General features: G+C 47.5%; 26 protein-coding genes. 16 read left to right on the plus strand and 10 right to left on the minus strand.

Features of this window, described 5'->3' with window-relative positions; all coding sequences use genetic code 11:
* The first annotated feature begins 582 nt into the window (after positions 1–582).
* Both T411_RS0108865 and glpK read left to right on the plus strand, forming a co-directional pair.
* A complete protein-coding gene (locus tag T411_RS0108865; protein ID WP_001076942.1) occupies positions 583–1,437 on the plus strand; it encodes an MIP/aquaporin family protein in 855 nt (284 codons plus the stop codon).
* Positions 1,438–1,566: 129 nt separating this feature from the next.
* A complete protein-coding gene (glpK, locus tag T411_RS0108870; protein WP_000139400.1) occupies positions 1,567–3,084 on the plus strand; it encodes a glycerol kinase GlpK in 1,518 nt (505 codons plus the stop codon).
* Positions 3,085–3,163: 79 nt separating this feature from the next.
* Here the strand turns inward: glpK and T411_RS0108875 are convergent, their stop codons facing one another.
* The 3 genes from T411_RS0108875 to T411_RS0108885 form a co-directional block, all read right to left on the minus strand.
* Positions 3,164–3,415, minus strand: coding sequence for a YgjV family protein (locus T411_RS0108875; RefSeq protein ID WP_001882582.1), 252 nt, complete (start codon positions 3,413–3,415; stop codon positions 3,164–3,166).
* Positions 3,416–3,678: 263 nt separating this feature from the next.
* Positions 3,679–3,828, minus strand: a complete 150-nt coding sequence (locus T411_RS1000000121095; protein ID WP_000611728.1) for a hypothetical protein — start codon at positions 3,826–3,828, stop codon at positions 3,679–3,681.
* Positions 3,828–4,148, minus strand: coding sequence for a DUF496 family protein (locus T411_RS0108885; RefSeq protein ID WP_001089529.1), 321 nt, complete (start codon positions 4,146–4,148; stop codon positions 3,828–3,830). Before T411_RS0108885 ends, T411_RS1000000121095 begins: the two co-directional genes overlap by 1 nt.
* A gap of 187 nt (positions 4,149–4,335) precedes the next feature.
* On the opposite strand from T411_RS0108885, the gene T411_RS0108890 reads away from it, so the two are divergent.
* From T411_RS0108890 to luxQ, 6 genes are all read left to right on the plus strand, one after another.
* The gene (locus T411_RS0108890) at positions 4,336–4,533 is read left to right on the plus strand and encodes a hypothetical protein (protein WP_001246071.1); all 198 of its coding nucleotides are present in this window, start codon (positions 4,336–4,338) and stop codon (positions 4,531–4,533) included.
* A gap of 41 nt (positions 4,534–4,574) precedes the next feature.
* Positions 4,575–5,225 (plus strand): YceH family protein, encoded by a 651-nt coding sequence (locus T411_RS0108895; RefSeq protein ID WP_001025632.1) that lies wholly within the window; start codon positions 4,575–4,577, stop codon positions 5,223–5,225.
* Positions 5,225–5,530, plus strand: a complete 306-nt coding sequence (locus T411_RS0108900; protein ID WP_000448828.1) for a GIY-YIG nuclease family protein — start codon at positions 5,225–5,227, stop codon at positions 5,528–5,530. Before T411_RS0108895 ends, T411_RS0108900 begins: the two co-directional genes overlap by 1 nt.
* 101 nt (positions 5,531–5,631) lie before the next feature.
* Positions 5,632–6,792, plus strand: coding sequence for a conjugal transfer protein TraF (locus T411_RS0108905; protein WP_001025868.1), 1,161 nt, complete (start codon positions 5,632–5,634; stop codon positions 6,790–6,792).
* A 211-nt stretch (positions 6,793–7,003) separates the two neighbouring features.
* The gene (locus T411_RS0108910; protein ID WP_000823677.1) at positions 7,004–8,098 is read left to right on the plus strand and encodes a substrate-binding domain-containing protein; all 1,095 of its coding nucleotides are present in this window, start codon (positions 7,004–7,006) and stop codon (positions 8,096–8,098) included.
* A 17-nt stretch (positions 8,099–8,115) separates the two neighbouring features.
* Positions 8,116–10,689: a quorum-sensing autoinducer 2 sensor kinase/phosphatase LuxQ gene (gene luxQ, locus T411_RS0108915; protein WP_001026313.1), complete on the plus strand. Its 2,574-nt coding sequence runs from the start codon at positions 8,116–8,118 to the stop codon at positions 10,687–10,689.
* Here the strand turns inward: luxQ and T411_RS0108920 are convergent.
* The 3 genes from T411_RS0108920 to T411_RS0108935 all read right to left on the minus strand — a co-directional run bounded on the left by T411_RS0108920 (position 10,681) and on the right by T411_RS0108935 (position 12,744).
* Positions 10,681–11,346 carry a PilZ domain-containing protein gene (locus tag T411_RS0108920; RefSeq protein WP_000268198.1) on the minus strand — a complete coding sequence of 222 codons (666 nt, stop codon included), beginning with the start codon at positions 11,344–11,346 and terminating at the stop codon, positions 10,681–10,683. The genes luxQ and T411_RS0108920 overlap by 9 nt on opposite strands.
* Before the next feature lie 243 nt (positions 11,347–11,589).
* Positions 11,590–12,108, minus strand: coding sequence for a hypothetical protein (locus T411_RS0108925; protein WP_000914961.1), 519 nt, complete (start codon positions 12,106–12,108; stop codon positions 11,590–11,592).
* A gap of 237 nt (positions 12,109–12,345) precedes the next feature.
* The gene (locus T411_RS0108935; protein ID WP_000831416.1) at positions 12,346–12,744 is read right to left on the minus strand and encodes a YgiW/YdeI family stress tolerance OB fold protein; all 399 of its coding nucleotides are present in this window, start codon (positions 12,742–12,744) and stop codon (positions 12,346–12,348) included.
* A gap of 201 nt (positions 12,745–12,945) precedes the next feature.
* Between T411_RS0108935 and T411_RS0108940 the strand changes: the two genes are divergently transcribed.
* From T411_RS0108940 to modC, 6 genes are all read left to right on the plus strand, one after another.
* Positions 12,946–13,251 (plus strand): hypothetical protein, encoded by a 306-nt coding sequence (locus T411_RS0108940; protein ID WP_001181132.1) that lies wholly within the window; start codon positions 12,946–12,948, stop codon positions 13,249–13,251.
* A gap of 299 nt (positions 13,252–13,550) precedes the next feature.
* Entirely contained in the window at positions 13,551–16,217 is a 2,667-nt protein-coding gene (locus tag T411_RS0108945) for a TrlF family AAA-like ATPase (RefSeq protein WP_000580387.1), read from the plus strand.
* Positions 16,218–16,990: 773 nt separating this feature from the next.
* Positions 16,991–18,445, plus strand: a complete 1,455-nt coding sequence (locus tag T411_RS0108950; RefSeq protein ID WP_000759054.1) for a cobyric acid synthase — start codon at positions 16,991–16,993, stop codon at positions 18,443–18,445.
* Between the two features lie 11 nt (positions 18,446–18,456).
* Complete coding sequence (modA, locus tag T411_RS0108955; protein WP_000910073.1) at positions 18,457–19,215, plus strand: molybdate ABC transporter substrate-binding protein; 759 nt, start codon at positions 18,457–18,459, stop codon at positions 19,213–19,215.
* 3 nt (positions 19,216–19,218) lie between these two features.
* Complete coding sequence (gene modB / locus T411_RS0108960; RefSeq protein ID WP_000524440.1) at positions 19,219–19,914, plus strand: molybdate ABC transporter permease subunit; 696 nt, start codon at positions 19,219–19,221, stop codon at positions 19,912–19,914.
* A gap of 13 nt (positions 19,915–19,927) precedes the next feature.
* Positions 19,928–21,028, plus strand: coding sequence for a molybdenum ABC transporter ATP-binding protein ModC (gene modC / locus T411_RS0108965; protein ID WP_000005590.1), 1,101 nt, complete (start codon positions 19,928–19,930; stop codon positions 21,026–21,028).
* A 110-nt stretch (positions 21,029–21,138) separates the two neighbouring features.
* Here the strand turns inward: modC and T411_RS0108970 are convergent, their stop codons facing one another.
* From T411_RS0108970 to T411_RS1000000121100, 3 genes are all read right to left on the minus strand, one after another.
* Positions 21,139–22,401: a hydroxymethylglutaryl-CoA reductase gene (locus tag T411_RS0108970; RefSeq protein ID WP_001125112.1), complete on the minus strand. Its 1,263-nt coding sequence runs from the start codon at positions 22,399–22,401 to the stop codon at positions 21,139–21,141.
* 86 nt (positions 22,402–22,487) lie between these two features.
* Positions 22,488–22,778, minus strand: coding sequence for a hypothetical protein (locus T411_RS0108975; protein ID WP_001889103.1), 291 nt, complete (start codon positions 22,776–22,778; stop codon positions 22,488–22,490).
* A gap of 56 nt (positions 22,779–22,834) precedes the next feature.
* Complete coding sequence (locus T411_RS1000000121100) at positions 22,835–22,996, minus strand: hypothetical protein (RefSeq protein ID WP_001068418.1); 162 nt, start codon at positions 22,994–22,996, stop codon at positions 22,835–22,837.
* 307 nt (positions 22,997–23,303) lie between these two features.
* Here T411_RS1000000121100 and T411_RS0108985 point away from each other — a divergent pair, with 307 nt between their 5' ends.
* Both T411_RS0108985 and T411_RS0108990 read left to right on the plus strand, forming a co-directional pair.
* The gene (locus T411_RS0108985; RefSeq protein ID WP_001161568.1) at positions 23,304–23,849 is read left to right on the plus strand and encodes a heme NO-binding domain-containing protein; all 546 of its coding nucleotides are present in this window, start codon (positions 23,304–23,306) and stop codon (positions 23,847–23,849) included.
* Positions 23,846–24,793, plus strand: a complete 948-nt coding sequence (locus T411_RS0108990; protein ID WP_001271648.1) for a sensor histidine kinase — start codon at positions 23,846–23,848, stop codon at positions 24,791–24,793. The genes T411_RS0108985 and T411_RS0108990 overlap by 4 nt, the downstream gene beginning before the upstream one ends.
* A 9-nt stretch (positions 24,794–24,802) precedes the next feature.
* Here the strand turns inward: T411_RS0108990 and yccS are convergent, their stop codons facing one another.
* Positions 24,803–26,968, minus strand: a complete 2,166-nt coding sequence (gene yccS, locus T411_RS0108995; RefSeq protein WP_001124241.1) for a YccS family putative transporter — start codon at positions 26,966–26,968, stop codon at positions 24,803–24,805.
* Positions 26,969–26,983 lie beyond the last annotated feature (15 nt).

Here is a 26,983-nt window from a genome sequence, read left to right on the forward strand (position 1 = left end):
CTCACAAAAGCGCGAACGAGCATTAAGTGGCAGGTGGAAGTGAATGAAATCTTTCAGTGGTGTAATTTTATGCGATTCACTTATTGATGATTAACACTGTTTGTAACATATATGACACATTTAATGTTCGTTTGAGTGAATATGTTCGTGACTTAATAAGGGAATATCTGTCGATTTTTCAGCGCGATCGTGCGTTAAATCTGGCTTGTACTCATGATTTAGTGATTGCTAAACCAAAAGATTAGCCATTTTCAGACACTGGAGAAGAGAGAGAAAAAAGATGCGTTGTTTAACAAAAAACGAATTTGTTAATAACAAAATTGTGCTCGAACACTCATTAATTGCGGTCGTTTGTTTTCGAGGTGATATTTTTGTGCCAGATTCACCGCGAACAGTGAGATTGTTCATCCAATAACGGCTATTTCATGATGCGATTAGAGCCGACGGGTGTAGGCGGCGACTACAATATAAACCGAAAAATAGTGAGACTGCAGATATTTATGCTGACTTTCTAAGTATAACGGGTGTGGATGGCTGTTCGATACGGCTCTGGTAGCAAGATAACAAAAAGGACTCTGAACTATGAACCAAACAAAGCAACATACTCTGCTCGGGCAGTGTATCGCCGAGTTTATCGGTACAGGATTACTGATTTTCTTCGGCGTCGGCTGCGTGGCCGCACTCGTTTTAGCAGGTGCTCAATTCGGACAGTGGGAAATCAGCATTGTCTGGGGTTTTGGCGTATCGATTGCCATTTATTGTACGGCTGGGGTTTCTGGCGCGCACATTAACCCTGCCGTCACTATCGCTCTGGCCGCTTTCCACGGTTTTGATAAAGCGAAAGTATTACCTTACATCATTTCGCAAGTGGCTGGTGCGTTTTGTGCGGCGGCACTGGTCTACAGCTTGTACAGCAACCTTTTTACCGACTACGAAATCGCCCACAATTTTGTACGTAGCAGCCAAGAAGCCTTAGCGACTGCGGGGATCTTCTCAACTTATCCGCATGCTTCTCTCTCTTTTATGGGAGCCATGGCCGTTGAGTTCACCATTACAGCGGTACTGATGTTCGCGATTTTGGCGTTGGGTGATGAAAACAATGGCGCGCATCGCAATGCGATGAACCCCTTGCTAATTGGTATTTTGATTGCGGTGATTGGTGGCTCATTAGGCCCATTGACGGGATTTGCCATGAACCCTGCGCGTGATTTCGGTCCTAAACTGTTTGCCTACTTCGCGGGATGGGATTATGCCCTAACTGGCGCAAAAGAGATCCCTTACTTCATCGTACCGATTGTGGCTCCGATTCTGGGCGCATGTTTTGGCGCGTGGGCATATCCAAAGTTTATCGCGGCTTATCTGCCAAAAACGGGTACGGGTTGCACTATTCCGAACCAATGTGACACGGCAGAAGAGAGTGAAGAAGCGCGCGCATAGCGGGTATAAACTTAAAAAAGTATATTCAATAACAATAGAGACTACCCCAGCACTTCGGTGTGATCGCCATGCGGCTTAAGTTCGCCATGCTGGGGTAAAGCAAGAACGTGAAACCATAAGGAATAGAACATGACTGAGCAAAAATACGTCGTCGCTCTCGATCAAGGTACTACCAGCTCTCGCGCCGTGGTGTTAGACCATGATGCGAATATCGTGAGCGTTTCTCAGCGTGAGTTTACCCAAATCTACCCGCAAGCCGGGTGGGTGGAGCACGATCCAATGGAAATCTACGCTACGCAAAGCTCAACATTGGTTGAAGCGCTAGGTAAAGCGGGCATTCGCAGTGATGAAGTTGCGGCTATCGGTATTACCAACCAACGTGAAACCACGGTAGTGTGGAATAAAGAGACGGGTAAGCCTGTCTACAACGCGATTGTTTGGCAATGTCGCCGTACTGCTACCATTTGTGAAGAGCTGAAAGCGCGCGGTTTAGAAAGTTACATTCGCGACAATACCGGTTTGGTGCTCGACCCTTACTTCTCAGGTACCAAAATTAAATGGATTCTGGACAATGTAGAAGGCGCACGCGAGCAAGCTGAAGCAGGACAACTGCTGTTTGGTACGGTTGATACGTGGCTAGTGTGGAAAATGACTCAAGGCCGTGTGCATGTGACCGATTACACCAACGCATCCCGTACTATGCTGTTCAACATCAACACCTTGCAGTGGGATGAAAAGATCCTCGCCGAATTTAATATCCCGCTCTCCATGATGCCGGAAGTGAAAAAATCGTCTGAAGTGTACGGTCAAACCAACATCGGTGGTAAAGGCGGTACGCGTATTCCAATCGCGGGGATTGCCGGTGACCAACAAGCGGCGCTGTACGGCCAAATGTGTGTGCAAGCGGGACAAGCGAAAAACACCTACGGTACGGGTTGCTTCTTGCTGATGAACACAGGACAGGAAAAAGTGACCTCGCACAACGGCTTGCTGACCACGCTAGCGTGTGGCCCACGTGGTGAACCCGCTTATGCACTGGAAGGTGCGGTGTTTATGGGCGGTGCATCGATTCAATGGCTGCGTGATGAACTGAAACTGATTTCCGATGCTCGCGACTCAGAATACTTCGCCACCAAAGTGGATACTTCAAATGGTGTGTATGTGGTGCCAGCCTTTACGGGTTTAGGCGCTCCGTACTGGGATGCGTATGCGCGTGGCACAATTGTCGGCTTAACCCGTGGTGTGAATTCAAACCACATTATTCGCGCAACGCTGGAAAGTATCGCTTACCAAACGCGTGATGTGCTGGATGCGATGCAAGCGGATTCGGGCATCAAGCTTTCTGCACTGCGTGTCGATGGCGGTGCGGTCGCCAACAACTTCCTGATGCAGTTCCAAGCGGATGTATTGGATACTGAAGTGCATCGTCCGAAAGTCACGGAAGTCACCGCGTTAGGTGCCGCTTATCTAGCCGGTCTTGCTGTTGGTTTCTGGGATGGTTTGGAAGAGCTGCAAGGCAAAGCGGAAATCGATCGCAGCTTTAAACCGCATCATGATGAAGAGAAGCGTCAACGCCGTTATAAAGGTTGGAAGCGTGCGGTGAAATGTGCCCAAGCGTGGGCAGTACTGCACAACGAAGAAGAGTAATTTTTCTCTCACCATAAAATTTTTCTTTCTTCATAACAATAATGCCCGGGTAAACCGGGCATTATTTTTTCAGGGAAAACTAAGCCGCGCTCGAAGACGCGTCAGGCTTTTTTTCCTGTTGCATTTTCACCAAGAAGTAGACGTTGACGCAGGCAATAAAACCGTTAGTTACGACGACAGGCCAAGCATCAATCATCAAACCGTATGCAGTAAACAGTGCACAACCAATAAAATTCAGTACACGCAGTCTGACGATGTCTTTCATTGTCAATGATACCGCCACCATGATCGATGCCGCGTATCCTAAAATTTCAACCATACTCATATCCATTATTTGACCCTCGTTAATAGTGTGGACAGTGTCAGTGTCGTGCCAATCTTCTCATCGTGAGAGTAGTGAGGAAGCTCCATGCCTCGAATGGTTTCTTGGTGAATTTGCCATGGGTTGAGTATGGCTAAACCATCAAGAAAAGAGGCCGCTCTATCGCTATTTTAGTCAAACCTGCGATTTTCAGGGCACTCTGTTGATTCACTAATGACACTATAGCAATGGAAAATATGTGACGAAAGGCTCGGAATTTTGTTCGGTGAAGGTTAGCGATTACGCAAACGTTTAATGTCGATCACGTTCAGTTTTTGCAAGGCAGACATTGATAGAAACGTTAACGCTTTTACCTTAACTCGAATGAGAGAAACGGATTGGCGCGCTAAAGAAAACCCACCTTGCGGTGGGTCTGGAATCATTAGGCTTTTTTGCCTTGAGTCATCTGCTTATCGTGCTCAGTTAAGTCTTTGATACGACGGCTGATATCACGGCGCTCTTTAGAAATTTCCGCGCTCTTGATGATGTGGTCATCGACACGATCTTCGTAGTCAGACTTCATGTTTTTGATGATGCCGAGAATCTCTTCGTGGCTCATGTTTGGCTTGATGTAGTCAAGCAGGTTTACCAGCAGTTCAACACGCTTACGGTTATCACGTACTTTTTTCTCGTTATCATCGAGTTCGCGTTGAAGTTTATTTTTGCGACGAGCCAAGCTCACAATTTCAAATACGCTGTTCATAGGTTCCTTTTCCTACTTTTAATGCAACTGCGAAGATTAAAACACAACAATTCTTTTCATAACAGACTTAAGATCAATATGCGGCTTATCTTGACCAATAAATCGCCATTCAAAGCGCGAGCCAATTGTACATCAGAAATAATGCGCTATATCATGTGCGCCATTCATGAAGACATGATGAGCAACCATGCGTAATTCTGAGATTTTGGTTCCCACACCGCCGCTGCAAACTGAGCTTGATGCTGTCGCAATCAAACTGCGAGAGGCTTACATTAAAGAGCGTCAGCAGCTTGAGTTGACCGAAATTGAATTAAACCGCGCCAGAATCATTATGATTGATGAGAATGGCAAAATGATTCGGTTACCTCTGTTAACTGAGCATTAAATACCGACTGCGGGTTCGCCCGCCAGCAGAAGGACAGCACGATGAATATTCAACTCTCCCCACTCGAAGCCCGTGTAATTGGCTGTTTAATTGAAAAAGAAGTCACCACGCCCGATCACTATCCACTGACACTCAATAGCTTAACCACCGCTTGTAACCAAAAAAGCAATCGCGAACCGGTACTCAACTTGAGTGAAGCGGAAGTGCAAGACACGGTGGAAGGGTTAATCGCTCGTCGCCTTGTAAGCGATGAAAGCAGCTTTAATAGCCGTACCAGCAAATACCAACACCGCTTCTGTAATACAGAGTTTGGCGATCTCAAACTCAATCAACAAGAACTCGGACTCATCTGCTGCTTATTGCTGCGCGGTGCGCAAACCCCCGGAGAGCTGCGCACGCGAACCAATCGACTCTGTACATTTACCGATGTGAAAGAGACTGAAGCGGTACTTGAGCGCTTAGCGAATCGTGATTCAGGTGCGCTGGTGGTGAAATTGCCGCGTGAGCCGGGTAAGCGTGAGTCCCGCTACCATCATCTGTTTTGCGGTGAAGTGGATATGGCGGCTTTTGCCACGAGCTCAGACAATGAAGCGAACGCCTCTTCTCAATACGCTGAGCTAGAACAAGAAGTGGCAGCACTGCGTGAAGAAGTGGCCGAGTTGCGCGCACTGATTGAACGACATTTAGGCTAATGGAAACCTTGGCTGAGTTGCCTTCACCTTGGTTTGTTTATTTGGTGCGTTGTGCAAATAACGCACTCTATTGTGGCATCACTACCGATGTATCGCGCCGCTTTGCCCAACATCAAAAGGGCAGGGGTGCGAAAGCGCTGCGTGGCAAAGGTCCACTAGAACTGGTGTGGTCATTGCCCGTTGCTGATGGCAAAAGTGCGGCATTGAAGCTCGAATACCGAATTAAAGCGCTCTCCAAATCCCAGAAAGAAGCGCTAGTGGCGGGGATGGCGCGAATTGATCAACTGGAGATTATTTTTCAGTGAACGTGCCCAATTAGTGAGCCATGTCACTCTATTTTCTGGGAAAAAATCATTCATGTATTAACCTTGTGTATGGGATAACCCAAAATGAGGTTGGTAACGGAATGAATATTCAAACAAAAAGTACTTTAGCAGTGGTCATGGCAATGGCCTTCTCTTCTTCGGCATTGGCTTCTAATTTGTTGATGGATGCTCGCGGTGCCGGTATGGGTAACACGGGCGTTTCTACGGCGGATTATCTGCTGGCTCCCTACTACAACCCAGCGCTGACGGCGGTGTATCGTAAAAATGACTCATTCGGTATTTTGCTACCCAGCATTGGGCTGCGAGCGGAAGACAAGGATGAATCACTCAAAACGATAGATGATTTGCAAGATTCCATTGAACAGTTTGAGCGCGCAGGAGTCGGCGCGGCAACGCAGGAAAACGTAGATCAGCTTAATCGTTATCTCGATCAATTGGCGGATGATAAACCCTTGGCCGTCACAGCAGGGATTGGTATTGCAGTCGCCCTACCTCTCGATGCAGTCTCCCTCAACTTTTTTACCCGCGGCTATGCAGAAGTGATTGCGAAAGCCAATGTGGCCGCGAAATCTGGCAACAGTGTCAATGAGGTGAAAACTCGCTATGAAAGTTCCGATGTCGATTTAACCGCGTTTGGTTATACCGAAGTGGGCTTGGCAGTAGGTAAACAAGTGGTACTTGGTGGGCAGACGGTTGCGCTGGGCGTAACACCGAAAGTGCAGCAACTGCGAACTTATCAAGATAATGCATCGGTCAAATCTTTCGACCTTGATGACTATGATAAAAGCGAAGTGAAGGATAACGCCTTCAACTTAGATATGGGCGCAGTGTGGCTTATTGATCAATATCGCGTTGGTATCGTCGCCAAAGATCTGTTTGCGAAGGATATTCAAACCCAGAACCGAAACAACACTTACAAGCTAGATACCCAAATAGCGGTGTCAGGCAGTTATGTGAGTGATTTCTTTATCGCCGCGGTGGATCTTGATCTCACCAAACAGCGTCGCTTCAACGGTGACAACGATGATACCCAGTTTATGCGTTTCGGGGTGGAAGGGAATGCATGGGGTTGGGCGCAGCTCAGAGCCGGTTATGAAGTGGACTTACAAAACTCATTGGATAACTCGGTTTCTGTCGGTCTTGGCGTCAGCCCGTGGGATGTTGTTAGCTTAGATTTGGCTGGCTCTTACGCTGGCGATAACCAATTCGGGCTTTCGGCGAATCTTGCTTTTACTTTCTAAGTCAAACTTGCTGAATAAGTGAGCAGTCGCAGGTGTGAGAAACTATTTTTCCCACACCTGCACTATGAATTACCTCAATCATGCTTAATAATCAGTGACAACGATTTCCCGATCTGGGCAAAAGAGTTCTTCTTGATTCAATGAGATGTCGGCGTTTGCCAGCGAATGTCATTCAAATTGAACATTAGGAAGAAAAGCTCATGAGGAAGCTATGAAAAGAAAGCTAATATCTCCGCTGTTTCTGATAGCAGCACTCTTCAGCTCAACTGGTCAAGCCGATTCATTAAAAGGCTATTGGCATTATGATGAATTTCTTGCTGAGTTCCCTGAACAGCGGCCAATTTCCGAGCTTTTTGCTCAAACAGTTCGTGATAAACCGAGTGCGTTGACGGTGGCGCAAGAACAACCCGTCATTATTTCGGTGGTCTATCCCGGACAGCAAATTTCTGACTATTGGGTTCGCAATATCAAAGCGTTTGAAAAGCGAATGGACGCTTTAGGGATTCGCTATCAAATCAATCAGGTGTTTACTCGCCCGAATCTTGATACTCGCCAGCAGAGTGTTTCCTTGATGGAAGCGCTGAAAAATAAGAGCGACTATCTGATTTTTACCTTAGATACCACCCGTCACCGCAAATTCATTGAGCATGTGCTGCACTCCTCCGAAACGAAACTGATTTTGCAAAACATCACGACGCCAGTCAAAGATTGGCAAGGCAAGCAGCCCATGATGTACATCGGTTTTGATCATGAGTACGGTGCGCAATTATTGGCGCAATATTACCAAGCACATGCCCCGAAAAAGCCGTACTCAGTACTTTATTTTTCCGAGGGGTATATCAGTGAAGCGCGGGGAGATACCTTCATTCAAGATATGAACGCGGTGCACCATTTTCCGTTGGCTTCTTCCTATTACACCAAGGCAACTGAGCAAAGTGGCTATGAAGCGACCCTAAACATCGTCAAGAATAATCCAGAAATTGGCTTTATTTACGCCTGTGCGACGGACGTCGCTTTGGGGGCTGCCCAGGCACTGAAAGAGCTGAATCGACAAGATATTCTGGTCAATGGTTGGGGAGGCGGCTCGGCAGAGCTTGAAGCGCTTGCCAAAGGAGAATTGGATGTCACTGTGATGCGTATGAATGACGATACGGGTGTGGCGATGGCTGAAGCGATTAAATGGGATTTGGAAGGGAAAGCCGTACCTTTGGTCTATTCAGGCGATTTTGAAGTGGTCACCAAACAAGATTCAGCAGCACGTATTTCAGAACTGAAAGCTCGGGCTTTCCGTTATTCGGATCGTTAGGGCAGAGGATTACGTGTTTGAACATTCGACCTAGCCAAATCAAGCATAAACAGCGCATCGCTTCATTTATCACCCATGCTGTCGTGGTGGTGATGGGCGTTCTGATCGTCAGTGTATTATTCCAAAGTTACCAGATCAGTAGCCGCTTGATGTCTCAAGAAAGGCAACGCACCTCAGTTCAAACCTCCAGCTTGATTCAAAGTTTGTTTGATTTTCGTCTTGCGGCACTGCGAATTCACCAGGACAGCACAGCCAAGAACGCCAGTTTAATCAACGCACTTGTCAGCCGAGATTCGAGTCGGCTGGATGAATTCTTTTCGAGTGTCGATGAACTTGAACTTTCTAATGCGCCAGATCTGCGTTTTATCTCCAGTCACGACAACATCTTGTGGGATGATGGCAACGCCTCTTTTTACGGCATTGCCCAGCAAGAGCTGAATAAGCTTATCCGCAGAGTGGCGATCAGTGGCAATTGGCACTTGGTTCAAACGCCCAGCGAGGGAAAATCAGTCCATATTTTGATGCGTCGTTCATCACTGATTGAAGCGGGAACCGGGCAGGTTGTTGGGTATCTGTATGTAGGCATCGTACTCAATGATAACTTTGCGCTGTTGGAAAATATCCGCAGTGGCAGTAACTCAGAAAACCTAGTCCTTGCCGTCGATACTACGCCGCTGGTTTCTACCTTGAAAGGCAATGAACCTTATTCGCTGGACTATGTGGTGCACAGCGCCAAAGATGCTATGCGCGACAGCTTTATTGTTGGGCAAACCTTCTTAGAAGTGGAAAGTGTACCGACCTATCTGTGCGTCTACTCGATTCAGACCAACCAAAATGTGCTCACCCTGCGGGATAATTTCTATTTTTGGATGGCGTTTGCGCTGATCAGTATGATCGGTGTTTCCATCGCGTCACGCTGGTGGCTACAAAAACGCATTCAGCGTGAAATTGAAACCTTGATGAATTACACCCATAAATTGATGGATCTGGATACGAAAAGTGAGTTTATCGGTTCAAAAATTTATGAGTTCGACTATTTTGGGCGAACGTTGGAACAATCATTCCGTCGTCTCGCCAATAAAGAAAAGCAGTTTGAAGATCTGTTTAACTTTGCGCTCTCACCGACCATGCTTTGGAATACCTCTGGTCGGCTGATCCGCATGAACCCCTCAGCGCAAATCCAGTTTTTGCGCGAAGATGCGCAAAACCATTTCTTATTTGAGATTCTTGAACGCCAACTGTTGCCGACCATCACTAAGGCGGCACAGGGCGATAATCCGAGTGACGTCACAACCGAAGTGGATGGTCGTGTGTACCGCTGGAACCTTTCGCCGATCATGGTGGAAGGGCAGATCATTTCCATCATTACTCAGGGGCAAGATATCACCACCATCGCGGAAGCGGAGAAACAAAGCCAAGCCGCAAGGCGCGAAGCGGAAGAGTCGGCACGGGTCAGAGCCGAGTTTTTGGCCAAAATGAGTCACGAATTGCGCACGCCGCTCAATGGTGTGCTCGGTGTTTCCCAACTGCTAAAACGGACCCCACTCAATGATGAACAGCGCGAACACGTGGCTGTGTTATGCAGCAGTGGTGAACATTTGCTCGCGGTGCTGAATGACATCTTGGATTTTTCACGCTTAGAGCAGGGCAAATTCCGTATTCAAAAGAATGAGTTTCGCCTTAAAGAGTTGGTGTGCGCGATTGACCGCATTTATCGACCTTTATGTAATGAAAAAGGCTTGGAACTGGTGGTGAATTCCAATATCACCACCGCAGCGATTGTGCGCAGCGATCAGATCCGGATTAACCAAATCTTGTTCAATTTGCTCAATAACGCGATCAAGTTTACTCACCAAGGTTCGATACGTGTCGAATTGCAATTAATTGAAGGCGATCCGTTAGCTCAACTGGTGATTCAAGTCGTCGATACGGGGATTGGTATCCGCGAACAAGATTTAACGGTGATTTTTGAACCTTTCATGCAAGCTGAATCGACCACCACTCGAGAGTACGGCGGAAGTGGTTTAGGCTTAACGATTGTGCACAGCTTAGTGGAAATGCTCAGTGGTCAACTGCACGTCAGCTCCGAGTATGGCATTGGTACACGTTTTGAAATTCAGTTACCGATTGAGCTGGTAGAAAAACCGGATGCGCCGCAGCAGTTGTTACCAGCTCCTGATCCTCAACCGTTATTTGATAAAACTCTGCGTGTACTGTTGGTGGAGGATAACCACACCAATGCCTTTATTGCTCAAGCATTCTGTCGTAAATATGGCTTAGATGTGAGTTGGGTAACCGATGGACTACAGGCGATTGAAGAGCTCAAAATACATGACTACGACTTAGTGCTGATGGATAACCAGTTACCCTATTTGGATGGCGTTGAGACCACGCGCACCATCAAAAAGGTGCTGCATCTTCCGGTGGTGGTGTATGCCTGTACTGCGGATGGCTTAGAAGAAACACGGCAAGCATTTTTCCATGCGGGCGCGGAATATGTGTTAGTGAAGCCACTGAAAGAGCAGACTTTGCATAAAGCGCTGGAGCATTTCAAACATCATCATGGCCAAAAAAACGCTGGCTTAAATTGAGCCAGCGAGAAAAGCGTGTTCGAGAACCTGTTTTTTTAGCGTTTCCGTCAAAGTGATCGGTTGTTCAAACTGAATGCCGATCAAATGCCCATTCGATTTACGCCGAATATTGACGATATGGCTTTTGAGCCGCTTCGGCAGAAAGGGGTCGAGTTCACTATTAATTCGCACTTTAGAGCCCATATGGAGCTCATTTTCACCACGAATAAACACCCCGCAACCTGAAATGGAAAAGTCGACTAACGTGCCGGCATAGTTTTTGTTGTCTTCACTCACTTCAGCCGGGATCGCCACTTTATAACGTTCATGGCTACGAATCGCTTTGGTCGCAAAATGTTTGGGTGGTCGAATAAACAAAACACAGAAAGGCTTAGTGCTGGGCTGCAAAATGGAACTTTGAAACGCCAAAATATGCCCCAATTCAGTGTCGCACATACCGCGTAAGACGATCGCGACATTCTTGAGTTTACGCATCACCAAGGCTTGATGCGCCTTGAGCGGCAGATCCAGCACAATATATTGCTCAATTTTGTGGCCAATCAGGGTGGTGTGGAACGCATAAGTATCTTCAGGGCCGAAATGAATTTCAGCCGATACCTTCATCCCCGGTTTTAAAAGCAACGCCAGTTTATTCAGATCTTCAGAACCGACAGCCATGCAAAAAACTCTTAACTTGTTTTTATTATTGACAAAGTTATACACCGTAACGCGGGGTATTGACTACTTGGATAGAAAGATTCTTGCACTAAGTTGACGAAAACCGCCCCTAGCATGGCCACGGCTATTCACAAACTTCAAAAATACCAGCGATATAGGATGAAGAGGTGCAGGCGGCACCTCTAAAGGTTGGTATAGCCTTGCTTAAACGGGAACGTTAAGCTGGGGGCTCAAACAGAAAGCTTAAAACTGGAAGCGAACGCCCATACCGACTTGTGGTCCCCACACACCCGCATTACGCGCTTCAGCACTTAGCGAAAGTTGATCGGTTGAGTGAAAACGCACTCCAGCGATAAATACCGAATGGTCATCTAAACGGCCAAGTCTTAAATGTCCTTCCACCTGATTGGTGAGCCACGCACGAGCGCCAAGGTTGAATTCCAGTTGAGTATCTTTCTCGCCGCCCAATTCTTTAGGCATACGAATGTTGTGTACCAACATTTGCCCATACACATCGGCAAATTGATTAATCGGGCCATTAAAACCGATGCCGCCTGCGATATCCCAATCACTATCCAATTGAGAGTCAATACGAGCAATAAAGTGCGAGTTATCGGTAAAGTAGGTACTAAATTCCACACCGCCAGATTCAGGGTTCATTGCGGTTCTGAACTCAAGAAAATTGTAGTTAAAGTTATTGGCAAGGGCAGGAGTGGCAAGAGTAAGGCCCAGCAGTAGGCTCAGGTGCGTTTTTTTCAGCATAATGACGTTGTCCGCAAGCAATCAAATAGGTGGCAAAGATACCGTAACAAGAAGCAAATTACAGGCCATTTATTTCAATACCTTGCTTTTTGAAGGCTTTTTCGTCAAAAAATTGAAGGAGAGAAAGGCGCACCAGCCAAAATATAAAAAGCGGTGCGAAATCGGGTAAGTGAACCTTGGAGAAAAAAGTACAGCGATGTCCGAAAACATCGCTGTAATACAGGGTTTGCGCAGTGATTACAGCAGCTCGATATGATCCACTTCAATCTCAGGCGTGCGGCCGTTTTCAAATTCCCCAAACAGGCGCACTTTGGTTTCTGGCGTGAGCGTTGCGTTCAGGTGAATATCATCATCCAGCTCTACCTGAATTTCGTTGCTGCCATCAGAGAACATAAAGGTGTCTTTGCGCAGTTGGCGAACCAAATTGCCTTCCACCACGACTTTCTTCTCCATAAATGGGTTGGATGAATCCAGCAGCGATTGCACCTTCACCACTTCTACAGGGCCTTGGAACTGAACACCTGCTTGAGTTTGGTTGTCGCCAATAAATTTAATGTGTTGCGCGTTATCCGCCGCGATAACCAAAGTGGGTGCCAGAATCAGAGCAGAAGTCAGAGCGATAATAGTACGTTTCATGGTTTTTCCTTTTTCATCAATGTGTCTCGAAGGAGACTGTTTGTTGTCTTGATGTGGCTATTAAACGCTATCGGATTTGAACCAATACTGAGGCGACGATTAATATTCGGTTCATTTTACGAGGTTTGATTCACGCAACACTGCCGGCCCAGTAGCAACCTATACTATGGAGAGAAATGTCATTGTCTGTGGGGTGGAAAGATGCAAAATCGATTTAAGGTTCTGCTAGGCGTGATATTGCTTTTTCCGATGTTCGCGTTTGCCAAAATCAACATGGCGGAAGTGAATGCCTACGCTTACGAAGGATTGGCCGACATGTGCGCCAATTCTCGCCATATCACTGGTGAGCAGCAGAAAGAACTGCAAGCGATATATCTACAAATCAAACACACTCGCCAAAAAATCTTACCCGCCAATAACGATTTTGCTCACTACGCCGCCAAACAGTTATGGGATATTCACACCACTCCGCACTATGAAGAGTGCATTGCTCTCCTCAAAAAATAGTCACAACCAGCCCAACAAAGCCAAAACGAAAAAGCCGCCCCGAAGGGCGGCTGAAAGTGTGCAAGCAAAGGTGTTAAGTTGAACCTGTCGTTCAGCACAAACCTTAGACTGAATAGTTGCGGTGCTCAATCCGGTCGTGTATAAAACGTGAGGTGCAATGAATTGCTTATGCAATCATCATGACTATAAATTGCATAAGTATTATTGTATGAAGTGATTAGTTGGCTTCTTGCACACTAGTTACTGCTAGGCTGCAATGCCAGCTCATGCGTCATCGTTTGCTACTTTAAGGAGATTACATGATTGGCTCAATTTGGACTAAATGGGATTTACATATTCATTCTCCATATACACATCAAGCAAACGAATTCGGCAGTACCACAATAGATGAGTTTGTTAATAAGGTGATTTCTTCAAACCTCAGTCTGATTGCTATAACTAATTACTTCTTTTTTAAAGAAGATGAACTAGATGAAATTAGGGATAAATTTAAGGAAAAAGGTGCTGAAGTCACGGTTTTAGGTAATCTCGAATTTCGTATTGACCAACAAAATAAAGAAGGCGAATGGATCAATGTGCATTGTATTTTTTCGGAAAATATTACCACTCGCAAGATAAATACCATTCTGTCTACCCTCCCAATTTCTAACACCACCGCTGAACGAAAAAGTATTTATTGCTCACAGCTGTCTTTATCTGATGCCCAAACTAAAATTTCTGAAGTGATGGTGAATTTCGATGGGCTAATTCAGCATTTGAATAGAAACTTAAAATTTGGAGTAGATTTCTTGATTGCTGCCTGTCCAAATGGTTATGGTGGATTTAGACCTGACGTAACTGAAGGGCGGTCTTTGGCTGCTGCATTAGAAATAGAGAAAAGGTGCCAAATCATACTTGGAAGACCTCAAGATCGGCCGTTTTTTCTGGATCAAAACAGATATCAATCTGCTATACAAAAGCCCGTTTTTTTTGCTTCTGACTCCCATAAATTAGAAGAAATTGGAAAAAAATACTCTTGGGTTAAAGCTAAGCCTACATTTGAAGGTTTAAGACAAGCCATTATTGAACCAGATTTAAGAGTTCAGCAAACTGACGATTTTGTTGAAAAAACGTATATTAAACCATGGTTTAAATCGGTTGAACTAGGCGGGAAGGTTTTTGAAGGTGAGGAAATTACTTTCTTAAGTCAGAAAATTCCACTAAACCCCAACCTTATTACGATAATTGGTGGGAGAGGGACGGGTAAAAGCCTATTTTTAGATGCGATGCACTCAAGGTTTAATCATCGGGCTGAGCACTCTAATGCACGAAAAGTTAGCGGTGAAAGTCTTTGTGTTGAGTTAGATCAGGGCGATGGAACAGTGCTGAAATTTGATTCTTCGGCAAACACCTATTCCTATTTGCATGTATCACAAGGAGATGTTCAGCATTTTAGCCAAAAGCCTGATGACTTGAGTGACGAAATCAAAAGAATGCTAGGAATACATGGTATTCAATTTGATTCAGTTGCCAGCTCTGAAATAGTTAACAATTTAAGCAAGTACCAAACATTCGTTCAATATTGGGAAGATACTGATTCACAAGGGCAGCGAATAAATACACAAGGTTACCAACAAAGTGTTATTGATAGTAACACTCAGTTAATTGCTACACTTACTAATCCTCAGAACAAATTACTTATTGAAAGTTATCAGAAAAACTCAAAAAGTATTAATGAGAAGAATAGATTCATTGAAGAGGCAAGAAATATGGTAGCTTTAATTAATCGTTACGCTACCGAATTAAATCAAAAGATTGCACTCTTAAACTCAAACGCTTGCTCAGTAAATCAGTCACCTTTAGTTGATGAGTCTATATTCAAAGATCCAATAAATGAAAATATTAAAAACTGCAAGGATGAAATGGTAATTCTGGAAGATAATAATAAAGAAATAGCTCTTCAATTTCAGAAGCAAGGCATCAGTCAAGATATTTCATCCCTGCTTGGAAAAGTAACAGAATATCAAAAATCTATAGATCAAGCGTCAGCAAAATTGGTAGAGATAAATCAGAAAACTTCTGAATATCATGAGTACGTTCAGAAGCGTGGCGAGCTGGCACTTAGCTATAAAAATTACCTAAATAGCCAAAAAGAAAGTATCGATAATGCATTTCAAAGACTCAAGGTGAAACAGCCGAGTTGGAATGATGAACAAAATGATTTGGTTCAGAATATTCTTGTCGATATAAACATCAATGGTAGAGTGGTATTTAATGTAGAGCAGTTTTATGCAGGGATTGAAGAGTGCTTAAATAAAGGTAAGTTTAGGAACACAAGTGAAAAATCCACCTTTGAAAGGTTGCAAGAAACTTTTTGTGTTAAATCAATCGATGACTTATTCAAGCTTGTGGCAGGTGAAAAAATAATTAACTGTGATGGCACCCCGACAAGTATCGAAGAGTTTTTTTGGAAACCTGAATATTTTAACAAAGGTGGGCGGTTCGAGCTGCTGAGTTACCTATATATACCTTCAAATATTAGAAAATATCTTTATGTAAATGCTGACTTCCAATACAAAGGGAAAGAAGTAAATAAACTGTCAGTAGGTCAACGAGGTACTTTTTACGTATGTTTGAAATTAGCTACGGATCCATTCGGCAGTCCATTTGTCTTTGACCAACCTGAGGATGATCTTGACAACGAGTTTATTATGGCTCAGCTTGTGCCACTATTTAGAAAAATAAAGAAATATCGACAAGTAATTATTGTTACTCATAATGCTAATCTGGTCGTTAATACTGACGCTGAGCAAGTTATCGTTGCTGATAATCAGGGCGAAAATATACGTTACAGAGCTGGTTCTGTTGAAGACGGTAATGTCAAAGATAATTCAGGGATAAGAGCTGATATTTGTAACATTCTGGAAGGCGGGAGTTATGCTTTTGAGAAAAGAGAGAGAAAATACGGTATCCAAGAATTTGCCTAACAAGCCACTACACTCGGAAATTTTACTCGCTTTGCTCCCAAAATTCCGGTGAATGGATAGGTAAACCTATAGAAATTTTAATCCGAAACTCAAAAATTAGAGTTGGGAGCTTAACACGCTTCTGTCCATAAACGCGTCATCCCAAATCAGCGATAAACTCCAAGTGACTACAAATCTAGTTCCCTCCCCTTTTAGGGGAGGGTTAGGGTGGGGTATTTTAGTTTTCGCTGAAGTTTGTATTTTCCACGTTTAACACATCTGGTGCGAAATACCCCCTCCCAACCTCCCCCTATAAGGGAGAGGGGCGTGAAACATTTGAGTTTTGTTGAAGTATTTATTTCCCACTATTTAACTCATCTGGCGTGAAATACCCCCTCCCAACCTCCCCCTATAAGGGGGAGGAGCGTGAAACATTTGAGTTTCGCCGAAGTATTTATTTTCAACTATTTAACTCATCTGGCGCGAAATACCCCCACCCGTCCTCCCCTATAAGGGGGAGGGGGCTGTAATATTTGAGTGTCGCTGAAATATTTATTTTCCACGTTTAATACATCTGGCGCGAAATACCCCCTCCCAACCTCCCCTTATAAGGGGGAGGGGTAACGAAGCCTGTACAAAACGCTTTCCCATTAAAAACAGCAAAGTACCAGACGCAGACCGTATTGAGGTATGCTAACGCCTCTTGGTTTTCGAGGGGCGAGGTTGCTCCTCTGGTTAACGTGATTGCGGAGTGGGCGACACTGGCGCACTCCAATCCATCATTAAGTGATTGCATGAAAAAATGGTTAATGGTGCAAGGCACCACCTCAGATGCGGGAAAAAGCGTGTTGGTTGCCGGCTTGTGCCGAGTATTGGCGCGTCGCGGCATTCAAGTTTGCCCTTTCAAGCCCCAGAACATGGCGCTTAACAGCGCGGTAACGCCTGACGGGGGTGAGATAGGCCGCGCGCAAGCGGTACAAGCGCAAGCCTGTGGTATTGCGCCGAGCGTACACATGAATCCGGTGCTGTTGAAACCCAATTCAGATACGGGCGCGCAAGTGATTTTGCAAGGCCGCGCCTTATCCAACATGGAAGCGAATGCTTATCACGACTACAAAAAGGTCGCGATGGATACAGTGATGGATTCCTTCCAGCGCCTGCAACAAGAGTATGAAGCCATCATGATTGAGGGGGCGGGCAGCCCTGCGGAAATCAACTTACGTGAGAATGACATCGCCAATATGGGCTTTGCCGAAAAAGCCGATGTGCCTGTGATCATCGTAGCGGATATTGATCGCGGCGGCGTGTTTGCCCATTTATACGGCACCTTGGCGCTGCTTTCTGAGTCTGAGCAAGCGCGGGTAAAAGGCTTTGTGATTAACCGCTTTCGCGGCGACATTGGCTTGCTGCAATCAGGGCTCGATTGGTTGGAGCAGAAAACCGGTAAACCTGTGATTGGTGTGTTGCCTTATCTGCATGGCTTTGATCTGGAAGCAGAAGATGCGATTGCCGCGCAGCAAAACCTGTCGGCGGATCGCCAATTGCGTGTGGCGGTTCCGGTGTTTACGCGCATCAGCAATCACACTGATTTTGATCCGCTGCGGCTCAATCCCAATATCGATTTTCGTTATGTTGGGCAGGGCGAGTCACTGTCGGGCGCAGATTTAATCATCCTCCCCGGAAGCAAATCCACCCGTGCTGATCTGGCTTATTTACGTTCACAAGGTTGGGATAAAGAGATCCTCCGTCACTTGCGCTTAGGCGGCAAAGTGATGGGCATTTGTGGCGGTTTTCAAATGCTTGGAGAATGGGTGCATGATCCGCTTGGTATTGAAGGTGAGGCTGGCAGCAGCGAAGGGCTGGGGCTGTTTGCGATGCAAACCGAGCTTACCGCCGAAAAGCGCCTCACTAACGTGCAAGGTCATTTGACCTTAGATGGCCAAACCGTGGCCGCGCAAGGTTATGAGATTCATGCGGGGCGCTCAAGTTGGGCAGCCGATCAAAAAAGCCCGATTATACTCAGTGATGGCAGCTTGGATGGGTTAGTCAGTGACTGTAATCAAGGCTTTGGCACCTATTTACATGGTATTTTTGACCGCCCTGAAACGGCATTGCGCATTTGCCAATGGGCTGGCGCAAAAGAGATTGAAGCGTATGATCACCGAGCGGCGCAAGAGCGGGCGATTGACCGTATTGCGGATGCGATTGAGCAGCACCTCAACCTTACGCTTTTGTGGCCTGACTTATAAGGAACATGCCGATGTTGAAATGCATTCTGCTCCTGCTGTGTGTGGCGCTTAACGCGCCGCTGGCGAGCGCGAAAGAGACACTGCACATTTACGCAGCCTCATCGATGACCAATGCCGTCAATGCGTTAGTGGCCGACTACTCACAGCAGCATGATGTGAAGCTGGTGACGGTGTACGGCGGCTCTTCTTCGCTGGCGCGTCAAATTGAAGCGGGCGCACCTGCGGATCTGTTTATTTCCGCCAATGAAGAGTGGGCGAATTACTTAGTCGAGAAAGGCTTAGTGAAACCGAACATGGTGGTGACGTTGGCGGCGAATAGTTTGGTGCTGATTCGCCCGACTGCGCAGCCGGTGGCAAGTTTTGAGCTGCAAGATGCCGCGGCTTGGCAAGCGGCCTTGGCCGATTCTCGCTTGGCGGTAGCGCAAGTGGATGCGGTGCCTGCGGGCATGTATGCCAAGCAAGCGCTGCAACATGCGGGGGTGTGGCCTGAGCTGGAATCTCGCCTTGCGCAAACCAATAACGTGCGTTTGGCGCTGGCGTTGGTCGAGCGTGGTGAATCACCGCTTGGCATCGTGTACAAAACCGATGCGCTGCTCAGTGATAAAGTGACGATCGTGACGGCATTTTCGGCGCAGTCTCACCAGCCGATCCGCTATCCGCTGGCGAAATTGAATGATAAAGCGGCGAGCGCCGAATGGGTGGCGTATTTACGCTCAGACGCCGCGCAGCAAATCTTGCAATGTTTTGGTTTTGAGTCGGTGAGTGAGTAATTGATGGGGCTCTCCGATTATGAATGGGCGGCGTTGGCGCTGAGTTTAAAAGTGGCTGGCTATGCGACCTTGTGGTTGCTGCCGATAGGTATTGTGCTGGCGTGGGTGCTGGCGCGCACCTCTTTTATCGGCAAAGGGCTGATTGATAGTTTGGTGCATTTGCCCTTGGTGCTACCGCCGGTGGTGATCGGTTATTTATTACTGATCAGCATGGGGCGGCAGGGGTTTATTGGTCAGTGGCTCTATCAGGTGTTTGGGCTCAGTTTTAGCTTCAGTTGGCGCGGTGCGGTGCTCGCGTGCATGGTGATTGCGCTGCCCTTGATGGTGCGCTCGATACGTCTCAGTCTTGAAAGTGTCGATCAAAAACTTGAGCAAGCGGCGCGCACCTTAGGTGCATCGCCGATGCGGGTCTTTTTTACCATCACGCTGCCATTAACCTTGCCGGGGATACTCACTGGCATCATGCTCGCGTTTGCGCGTAGCCTTGGCGAGTTTGGTGCCACCATCAGTTTTGTCTCCAACATCCCCGGTGAAACCCAAACCATCCCGCTCGCCATGTTCACCTTTTTAGAAACGCCGGGTTCAGAAATGGAAGCGGCACGCTTGTGTGCGATCTCGATTGCCATCGCGCTCGGCTCGTTATTTATCTCGGAATGGCTAAGTCGGCGTATGCAACGCCGCTTAGGTTTAACGTCATGAGTGGGTTAACATCATGAGTGAAGTGATTGTGCAACTGCAAAAGCGGTTGGGCGAAACCCAACTTGACGTGGATTTGCGTTTACCCGCCGTCGGGATTTGCGCGATCTTTGGGCGCTCTGGTGCGGGTAAAACGTCCCTGATTAACCTTATCAGTGGGTTAACCACGCCCGATGTGGGCGAAATTCACCTCGCAGGGCGCTCGCTCTTTAGTTCATCACAAGGCATTCAATTGCCGATTGAGCAGCGCAAAATTGGCTATGTGTTTCAAGATGCGCGACTGTTTCCGCACTATACGGTGCGCGGCAATCTGAATTATGGGGTGACTCACGCTGATCCTGAATACTTTGCCAGTGTGACCCGCTTATTGGCGTTGGAGCCGCTCCTTGCCCGTTATCCTCGCGATCTTTCTGGCGGCGAAAAGCAGCGCGTAGCGATTGGGCGAGCGCTACTGTCAAAACCCGATTTACTGCTGATGGATGAGCCGCTGGCCTCGCTCGATATGCCGCGCAAAAAAGAGGTGATGCCGTTTTTGGAAAACCTCGCGCAGCATTTTCGGTTGCCGATCCTCTATGTCTCGCACAGCATGCAGGAAATTTTACGCCTTGCGGATCATCTGGTGGTGTTGGAGCAGGGCAAGGTACTGAGCGCAGGGCCGATTGAGCAAGTTTGGTTATCCAAAGCGATGCGGCCTTGGCAATCATTCAGTGAACAAAGCACACTGTTTTCTGCCACCGTAGCCAAACATCACCAAGCCTATGGTTTGACGCAAGTTCGCTTGGCGGAGGAGGTGTGGCTTTGGGTTCAGCAAGTAGAGGCGGACGTAGGCAGCAGCGTGCGTATGCAGGTGCGCGCCAATGATGTGTCGATAGCGCTGGATAAACCGACCGCAAGCTCGATTCGCAATATTTTACCGGCTCGTATTGTCGCGATTGAGCACCAACAGCCGAGTAAAAAAAGTGTCTCGCTCAAGTTGGAACTAGCACCACACTGCTACTTGTGGGCGGTGGTGACGGAGTGGGCTCACGCCGAACTCGCGCTAGAGGTCGGTATGCCGGTCTTTGCTCAAATTAAAGGGGTGAGTGTGGCGCAGCGTGATGTGATTTTAACGCACTAACTGATGGTTATCCCCTTTCTTTGATCCCCTTGCTACTTACAACACCAAGCAGAAAGGGGACAGTCGCAGTACAAATTGAGGTAACGGTATACGCTCAATGTGCTCAATGCTCAGCGTGCGAGCTTATGGTGCGCACGGGAAAAATGTCCCGCGCAAAATGCGCCAACGATCGATAATTCACCGGCTAAACAGAGTGCTGCGGCCACTTCGGCTAAAGCTCGTGCGTGGCCTTGCCCGGCCAATCCCATCAGCGATAAACAGGCGTGTTGGCTAGGGAGATGGGTGCCGCCGCCAACGGTTCCGACCATCAAATTAGGCAGGGTGACACTGGCGTATAAACCGCCGTGAGGGTGGATCTCCATGCGCGTCATCCCTATTGCGGATTCGGCTACACACGCGGCATCTTGCCCACACGCAATATAAAGCGCGGCAAGGGCATTGGCGTAATGAGCATTCACACCAATCGCGCCACTCAGTGCGCCGCCTACTGTGGTCATTTGCCCAAACTGCATCATCTGCTCTGGTGTGGTGTGGAGGTACTTTTTGACTAACTCGGCAGAGAGATGCACCTCAGCGCTGACTTTTTTGCCGCGCACGCTGCGCAGCGTATAGCTATTGGCTTTTTTGTCACCGGAGAGGTTGCCATCGAGAAAGGCTTGCACTGGCGCAACCGGTGAGTGGCGCATGATGAACTCAAAAACAGCGTGAGTGGCGATCGTCACCATGTTTTGACCGCTGGCATCGCCTGTGGTGTATTCAAACACCAGATAGACGTGATTCCCTTCGATATTGACCTGAATATCTTTCAGTTTGCCGTGCGCGGTGGTGGACTGAGCTATCTCTTTCATCTGCTCAAATTGGCTGGTCACCCAACCGACAAATTGCCCGGCTTGCGCCAGCGAAAGAAAAGCAAACACGGGCGTGCGAGTCACCCCTTCATTGAGCACTAGCGCACTTGCGCCGCCTGCTGCCGTGATGAGTTGGCTACCACGATGGTATGACGCCACTAACGCCACTAACGCCGCTTCTGTGGTGGCCAGCGGAACCAAATAGTCCCCTTGCGCATGAGAGCCGTTAACGCGCAGTGGCCCCGCAATACCGACAGGCAGTTTCACTGTGCCGATGAAATACTCGATGTTTTTTTGGTAAGCCTGCATGGTGCGCTCGGTTTGCTCATCCAAAAGCAGAGCTTGCGCTTCGGGCGCGGCGAGTTTTTGCCAACGCTTCATCACTTGTTGCTCGGTAAGAGCCGGGCTTGGTGTTAGGCGGACACTAGGTCTATCAAATCGGGGAGCAAGCTGATCTATCAATCTATCGGGAGCTAGCGTCGCCACATCTGGCGAATAAAGAGGTTGCAAAGCAAGCTTAGGCATAACAGTTCTTGGTATTGAGTTTGCTGGGCATTGTAAAGCCAACGAGGTGAATTTCAACGCGAGGATAAAAAAGCTTACAGTTTGGCTTAAACACGTACATCCAACATGGTACCGAGCATATCTTGGTCACGCTGGATCAGGTTTGTTCCAATTCGGCTGTAATGTGAGGCTTGGTTAAGGCTATTGAGCGCATCAATGTGGTTGGCGTACTGCTTTTTCGGTGCGGGAGGCGCAGGTTGCAGCGTGGGGTCTATCGGTTTTCCGATAGTGGATTCAACGGGTAAGCTCGCCTGTTGGATCTCGCGCGCAGCATCCTCCATCATTTTGGAAGAGTGCATGACCATGGATGAACCATTAGAAACTGCTGATACGGACATCGCGCTTACCTCATCTTTACGATTAAAGTTTAGTCGTATCGCCTGAGTTACTCAAGTTAGGAAAACAGATGCGCAATCGCATCGCGCTCTTCTTCGGTGAGCAACGCACTCTCATTTTGATGCAGCGAACGATCGATTTCCCCTTGCAGGGCGCGCAACTGCTGCGGGCTTAATTGGCTCAGTTGTGATTTCCAGCGTTCAAATTGTTTAGGGTTCATTGGGTGTTCCGGTATTAACAAATAGAGGTCTTTGTTGAGACGTCTTCGACAATCGGTGCTCATGGTGTTGCTCCCTGTTGCCGCATTGCAATAAGCAAAAATTAGCGCTGAGCTGCTGGTTTCTTGTCCGAAAAGTGTCAAGGTTATCAAAAAAACTGGTGATATCTGCCTTGGCTACAACAGATATCTGTGCAGCATCAACTCGTTTGGCAATAAGAAAAATACTCCTTTTGGGGGAGACGATCTTGCGGCTTTTCCTTATCTCTACAACACTTGAATGAAAACAAGCGCAAGTGAGGCAATCCAGATGCAAGGCATTATCTATACCGTTCTCTCCGATATGGTGATTGAAAAGTTTGGTGTGCTGTTTTGGGACCAGATGCTAGAAGATTTGAAACCCAGCTCAGAAGGGGTGTACACCTCTGGCCAGCAATACAACGACGATGAGTTACTGGCCATGGTGGGTTATTTGAGTGAGAAAGCCCAAATCCCTGCGCCTGATTTAGTCCGTGCTTATGGTGAATACCTGTTTACCCATTTATTTAATAGCTTGCCGGAAAACTACCCGCATAAAAGCGACCTCAAAACCTTCCTGCTTTCGGTGGATAAAGTGATACACAAAGAAGTGCAACGACTCTATCCCAATGCTTACTTGCCTCAGTTTGAAAACCGAGTTGAAGAGAAAACGCTGACCATGAGTTACTACTCGAAACGACAATTGTGCGCGGCGGCGGAAGGGTTAATTTTAGGCGCGGCCAAGCAATTTAATCAGCCGGTAAAAATTACTCAGCCCGTCTGCATGCATTGCGGGGCTGACCACTGTGAGATTGTAGTGGAATTTTTGCCATCATGAGTGCCGAAGCGCAATATCAACGCATTTACGAGCGAGAACGTAAAGCTCGGATCCTCGCGGAAAAACTCCTTGAGGAGAAAAGCCGCGCCTTGTACGACAAAGTGCTGGAGCTGCAATCCACGTTAGAGCAGTTGAATGGCGCTCAGGCGCAGCTATTGCAGTCAGAAAAAATGGCGTCAGTCGGTCAGTTGGCCGCTGGGGTCGCCCATGAAATCAATAATCCGATTGGATTTTGTCTGAGTAATTTGAATACCTTGCGTGATTATACCGAGGTGTTTGCTCAGTTAGCGGATTTCGTTGAGCAGTCAGCGCCAAGTTTTGAAGGCAGTGAGTTTTATCAAGCTTGGATGCGCTTTAAACAGCAGCATGATTTGGCGTTTGTGCGCGAAGATGTGCTCAGCCTTGTCGAAGAAAGTGCCAGTGGTTTGCATCGGGTTAAAGACATTGTCACTAGCCTACAAAGTGTCTCGCACAGCAGTGATGGCCGTTTTGCGGAATGCAATCTCAACGACTGCATAGAATCGGCACTGCGCATTGTGTGGAATCAGTTTAAATACACCATGCTGGTTGATCGGCAACTCGCTGAGAATCTACCCAAGATCAAAGGGATTGCCCCTGAAATACAGCAGGTGCTGATGAATATGTTCATCAATGCTTCCCACGCTTGTGATGAGCACGGCGAGTTAACCATTACCACCGATACCTTGAATGAGAAGGGCAAAGCTTGGGTACAGGTGCAAATTGCGGATAATGGCCATGGGATTTCACCAGAACACTTAGCCAAAATTTTTGACCCCTTTTTCACCACCAAACCGGTCGGGGTTGGAACCGGGCTGGGGTTATCCATCGCGTTTGGAATTGTGGAAAAACATCAAGGTAAGATCTCGGTGACCTCAGAAGTGGGGCAGGGAACACGGTTTACCTTATTGTTCCCTGCGATCTGAATGGCGCGTTCAGTCGGATTGAGAATCGACCTTGACAGCAAACTTGCTGGCGAGCATGTGCAGCTCAGGCAGCATGCGATAAATCAAGTGCAGCTGTTGCAGTACCATGCGCGCCGAGCCTTCATCATCCTCACGCCACTCAGCAAGACGTTTCTCTAGCCCTGAGCTATCAATACCGCTGGTATCACACTCTTCACAGTGGTTGGACAACTGTTGATGCAGCAAGTCGAGATGCTGATGGATCACGCGATGTGAATCGAGTACCAACTGATGCACGGTTTCATCATCCAGCCGGGTTCGATGTGCTCCAAGCGCCGAGATATAACTGAGCAGCGCGTGGTTAAGGGTCAGGAAACGAAAGCTCTCATCGGCCGCCGCACGATAACGCCCCGGCTCCGCCAGCATATTGGTGACCGCGGCAGAAAGCGCGGCATCTTGGTTGTGGGCATGACGCCGCGCAATCCGGTAACTCAAGCTGTCTTTTTTACCAATCCGATATTGACCAATGATCTGCGCCAAGTACTGCTTATTGGCATCAATCGCTTCCGCCATCACTTTATGCAGCCGTTTCGATTGCCAGTCTGGCAGAATGAGCACCACGGCCGCTACCGCCAAGGCGCAGCCAATGAGGGTATCTGCCAATCTTGGTAATACCACCGCATAGCCTTCACCTAACTGATTGAAACAAAACAGCACCAATAAGGTGATAAAACCGGTCGCGTAGCCGTAGTTGTTGAGGCGAAACGCAAAAAACATCACACCGGAGAAGACAATAAACACCAATTGGCTCTCTTGTGATGGGAAGAAGGTGAGTAGCGGCACGCCAATCAGCAAGCCGGCCAAGGTGCCTATGATTCGCGCGGTGAGTTTTTGCTTGGTTGCGGCGTAGTTTGGCTGGCAAACAAACAGGGTGGTGAGCAAAATCCAGTAACCGCGCTCAATGCCGAACCCTTGGATGATCGCATAGCCCAAGGTGAGCGTGATGGACAAGCGCAGCGCATGGCGAAATAACAGCGAATCTTTATTGAGATTGGCGCGAATACGTTGCCACATGCTGCCTAAGGTGTGCGCTTCAGTGTCATCCAGTACCCCTTCTTCGGGTTTGGCCACATCCGGGTTACTGACGTTATTGAGCTGTTTTTCTACGGTCGCTAAGTTATTGAATAAATAGCCTAATTGACCCAAAAGACTTTTCCAATCTCGTCTCTCTTGTTGGCGAAGATAGCTGAGTGATAACTGCAGTTCATCCAGCGCGACAATCGAAGCAGAGTCGTGCTGGTAACTGTGCCCAAGACGAATCGATTGAGCGATATCGCGGCACGCTTTCGCTTGCGTCTCCAATAAATATTTAAAGCGGAACAGAATGTCTGAGCGGCCAAAGTGATCGGCTAGCTCTTGGTAACGGTAATGGCTGGAGCTCACTCGTTCGTGAATGTCTTGCGCCAGAAAATAGATGTTTAAAAAGCGATCGCTGGCGCTGTCCACATGCCCCCGTTTGGAGCGGGTCAGAAACACCGCCTTGCACTGGTTTAACGCATTGACTGTCGCGGCGTTAAGATTGGCCTCAATGATCCGGTGTGGCTGCGGGATCATGTTGGAAACCGGGTGGAAAAGGGTGGATTTCGCCTCTAAATAATTGGCCAGTTGCAGAAACACGTTAGCGAGGTTTTGTTGTACGGGCTGCATTGGCCAAAAGGCATGCCACAGCATCGACATCAAGTAGTACCAAGCGCTGCCGCTGAGTAAAAGTAACGGCTGAAACCAGATATTCGTGCTTTGATGGGCACCGAGCATGGTGTACACGGCAACCAGTAGAGAAGCAAACGCGATGCTGGCGTAGCGTGCCCCCATAGCGCCGAGCATGATAAAACCAAAACTTGAGGTGAATAGACCAAGCGCAAACAGCCACGGGGTTTGAAACAGAATCTCAATCGAGAAAGCGGCAATCGCAAAGCAGATCAAAGTGAGAATGATGGATTTCAAACGGCCACTAAAGCGGTCATCTCGATCGGCGAGTGCCGCGGCAATCACCCCGAGAATCAAAGGGGTGATCCAAGTGTTGAGCTGATAATACCAAGCGGGGATCACCACACCCAGTAAAGTCAATAAGATCAAGACACTGTAGTTAACAGTTTTATTTGCCCAATACAGGCGCAGTTGGTTAATTTTCGGCACAGCGCAGCACATTCA

Source organism: Vibrio cholerae ATCC 14035 (genome assembly GCF_000621645.1).
Taxonomy (GTDB): domain Bacteria; phylum Pseudomonadota; class Gammaproteobacteria; order Enterobacterales; family Vibrionaceae; genus Vibrio; species Vibrio cholerae.

Excerpts from the sequence above, each read along its gene's own strand:
- T411_RS0108865 (WP_001076942.1), top strand. The coding sequence starts at position 583 with ATGAACCAAACAAAGCAACATACTCTGCTCGGGCAGTGTATCGCCGAG.
- glpK (WP_000139400.1), top strand. The coding sequence starts at position 1,567 with ATGACTGAGCAAAAATACGTCGTCGCTCTCGATCAAGGTACTACCAGC.
- T411_RS0108875 (WP_001882582.1), bottom strand. The coding sequence starts at position 3,415 with ATGGATATGAGTATGGTTGAAATTTTAGGATACGCGGCATCGATCATG.
- T411_RS1000000121095 (WP_000611728.1), bottom strand. The coding sequence starts at position 3,828 with ATGATTCCAGACCCACCGCAAGGTGGGTTTTCTTTAGCGCGCCAATCC.
- T411_RS0108885 (WP_001089529.1), bottom strand. The coding sequence starts at position 4,148 with ATGAACAGCGTATTTGAAATTGTGAGCTTGGCTCGTCGCAAAAATAAA.
- T411_RS0108890 (WP_001246071.1), top strand. The coding sequence starts at position 4,336 with ATGCGTAATTCTGAGATTTTGGTTCCCACACCGCCGCTGCAAACTGAG.
- T411_RS0108895 (WP_001025632.1), top strand. The coding sequence starts at position 4,575 with ATGAATATTCAACTCTCCCCACTCGAAGCCCGTGTAATTGGCTGTTTA.
- T411_RS0108900 (WP_000448828.1), top strand. The coding sequence starts at position 5,225 with ATGGAAACCTTGGCTGAGTTGCCTTCACCTTGGTTTGTTTATTTGGTG.
- T411_RS0108905 (WP_001025868.1), top strand. The coding sequence starts at position 5,632 with ATGAATATTCAAACAAAAAGTACTTTAGCAGTGGTCATGGCAATGGCC.
- T411_RS0108910 (WP_000823677.1), top strand. The coding sequence starts at position 7,004 with ATGAAAAGAAAGCTAATATCTCCGCTGTTTCTGATAGCAGCACTCTTC.
- T411_RS0108920 (WP_000268198.1), bottom strand. The coding sequence starts at position 11,346 with ATGGCTGTCGGTTCTGAAGATCTGAATAAACTGGCGTTGCTTTTAAAA.
- T411_RS0108925 (WP_000914961.1), bottom strand. The coding sequence starts at position 12,108 with ATGCTGAAAAAAACGCACCTGAGCCTACTGCTGGGCCTTACTCTTGCC.
- T411_RS0108935 (WP_000831416.1), bottom strand. The coding sequence starts at position 12,744 with ATGAAACGTACTATTATCGCTCTGACTTCTGCTCTGATTCTGGCACCC.
- T411_RS0108940 (WP_001181132.1), top strand. The coding sequence starts at position 12,946 with ATGCAAAATCGATTTAAGGTTCTGCTAGGCGTGATATTGCTTTTTCCG.
- T411_RS0108945 (WP_000580387.1), top strand. The coding sequence starts at position 13,551 with ATGATTGGCTCAATTTGGACTAAATGGGATTTACATATTCATTCTCCA.
- T411_RS0108950 (WP_000759054.1), top strand. The coding sequence starts at position 16,991 with ATGAAAAAATGGTTAATGGTGCAAGGCACCACCTCAGATGCGGGAAAA.
- modA (WP_000910073.1), top strand. The coding sequence starts at position 18,457 with ATGTTGAAATGCATTCTGCTCCTGCTGTGTGTGGCGCTTAACGCGCCG.
- modB (WP_000524440.1), top strand. The coding sequence starts at position 19,219 with ATGGGGCTCTCCGATTATGAATGGGCGGCGTTGGCGCTGAGTTTAAAA.
- modC (WP_000005590.1), top strand. The coding sequence starts at position 19,928 with ATGAGTGAAGTGATTGTGCAACTGCAAAAGCGGTTGGGCGAAACCCAA.
- T411_RS0108970 (WP_001125112.1), bottom strand. The coding sequence starts at position 22,401 with ATGCCTAAGCTTGCTTTGCAACCTCTTTATTCGCCAGATGTGGCGACG.
- T411_RS0108975 (WP_001889103.1), bottom strand. The coding sequence starts at position 22,778 with ATGTCCGTATCAGCAGTTTCTAATGGTTCATCCATGGTCATGCACTCT.
- T411_RS1000000121100 (WP_001068418.1), bottom strand. The coding sequence starts at position 22,996 with ATGAACCCTAAACAATTTGAACGCTGGAAATCACAACTGAGCCAATTA.
- T411_RS0108985 (WP_001161568.1), top strand. The coding sequence starts at position 23,304 with ATGCAAGGCATTATCTATACCGTTCTCTCCGATATGGTGATTGAAAAG.
- T411_RS0108990 (WP_001271648.1), top strand. The coding sequence starts at position 23,846 with ATGAGTGCCGAAGCGCAATATCAACGCATTTACGAGCGAGAACGTAAA.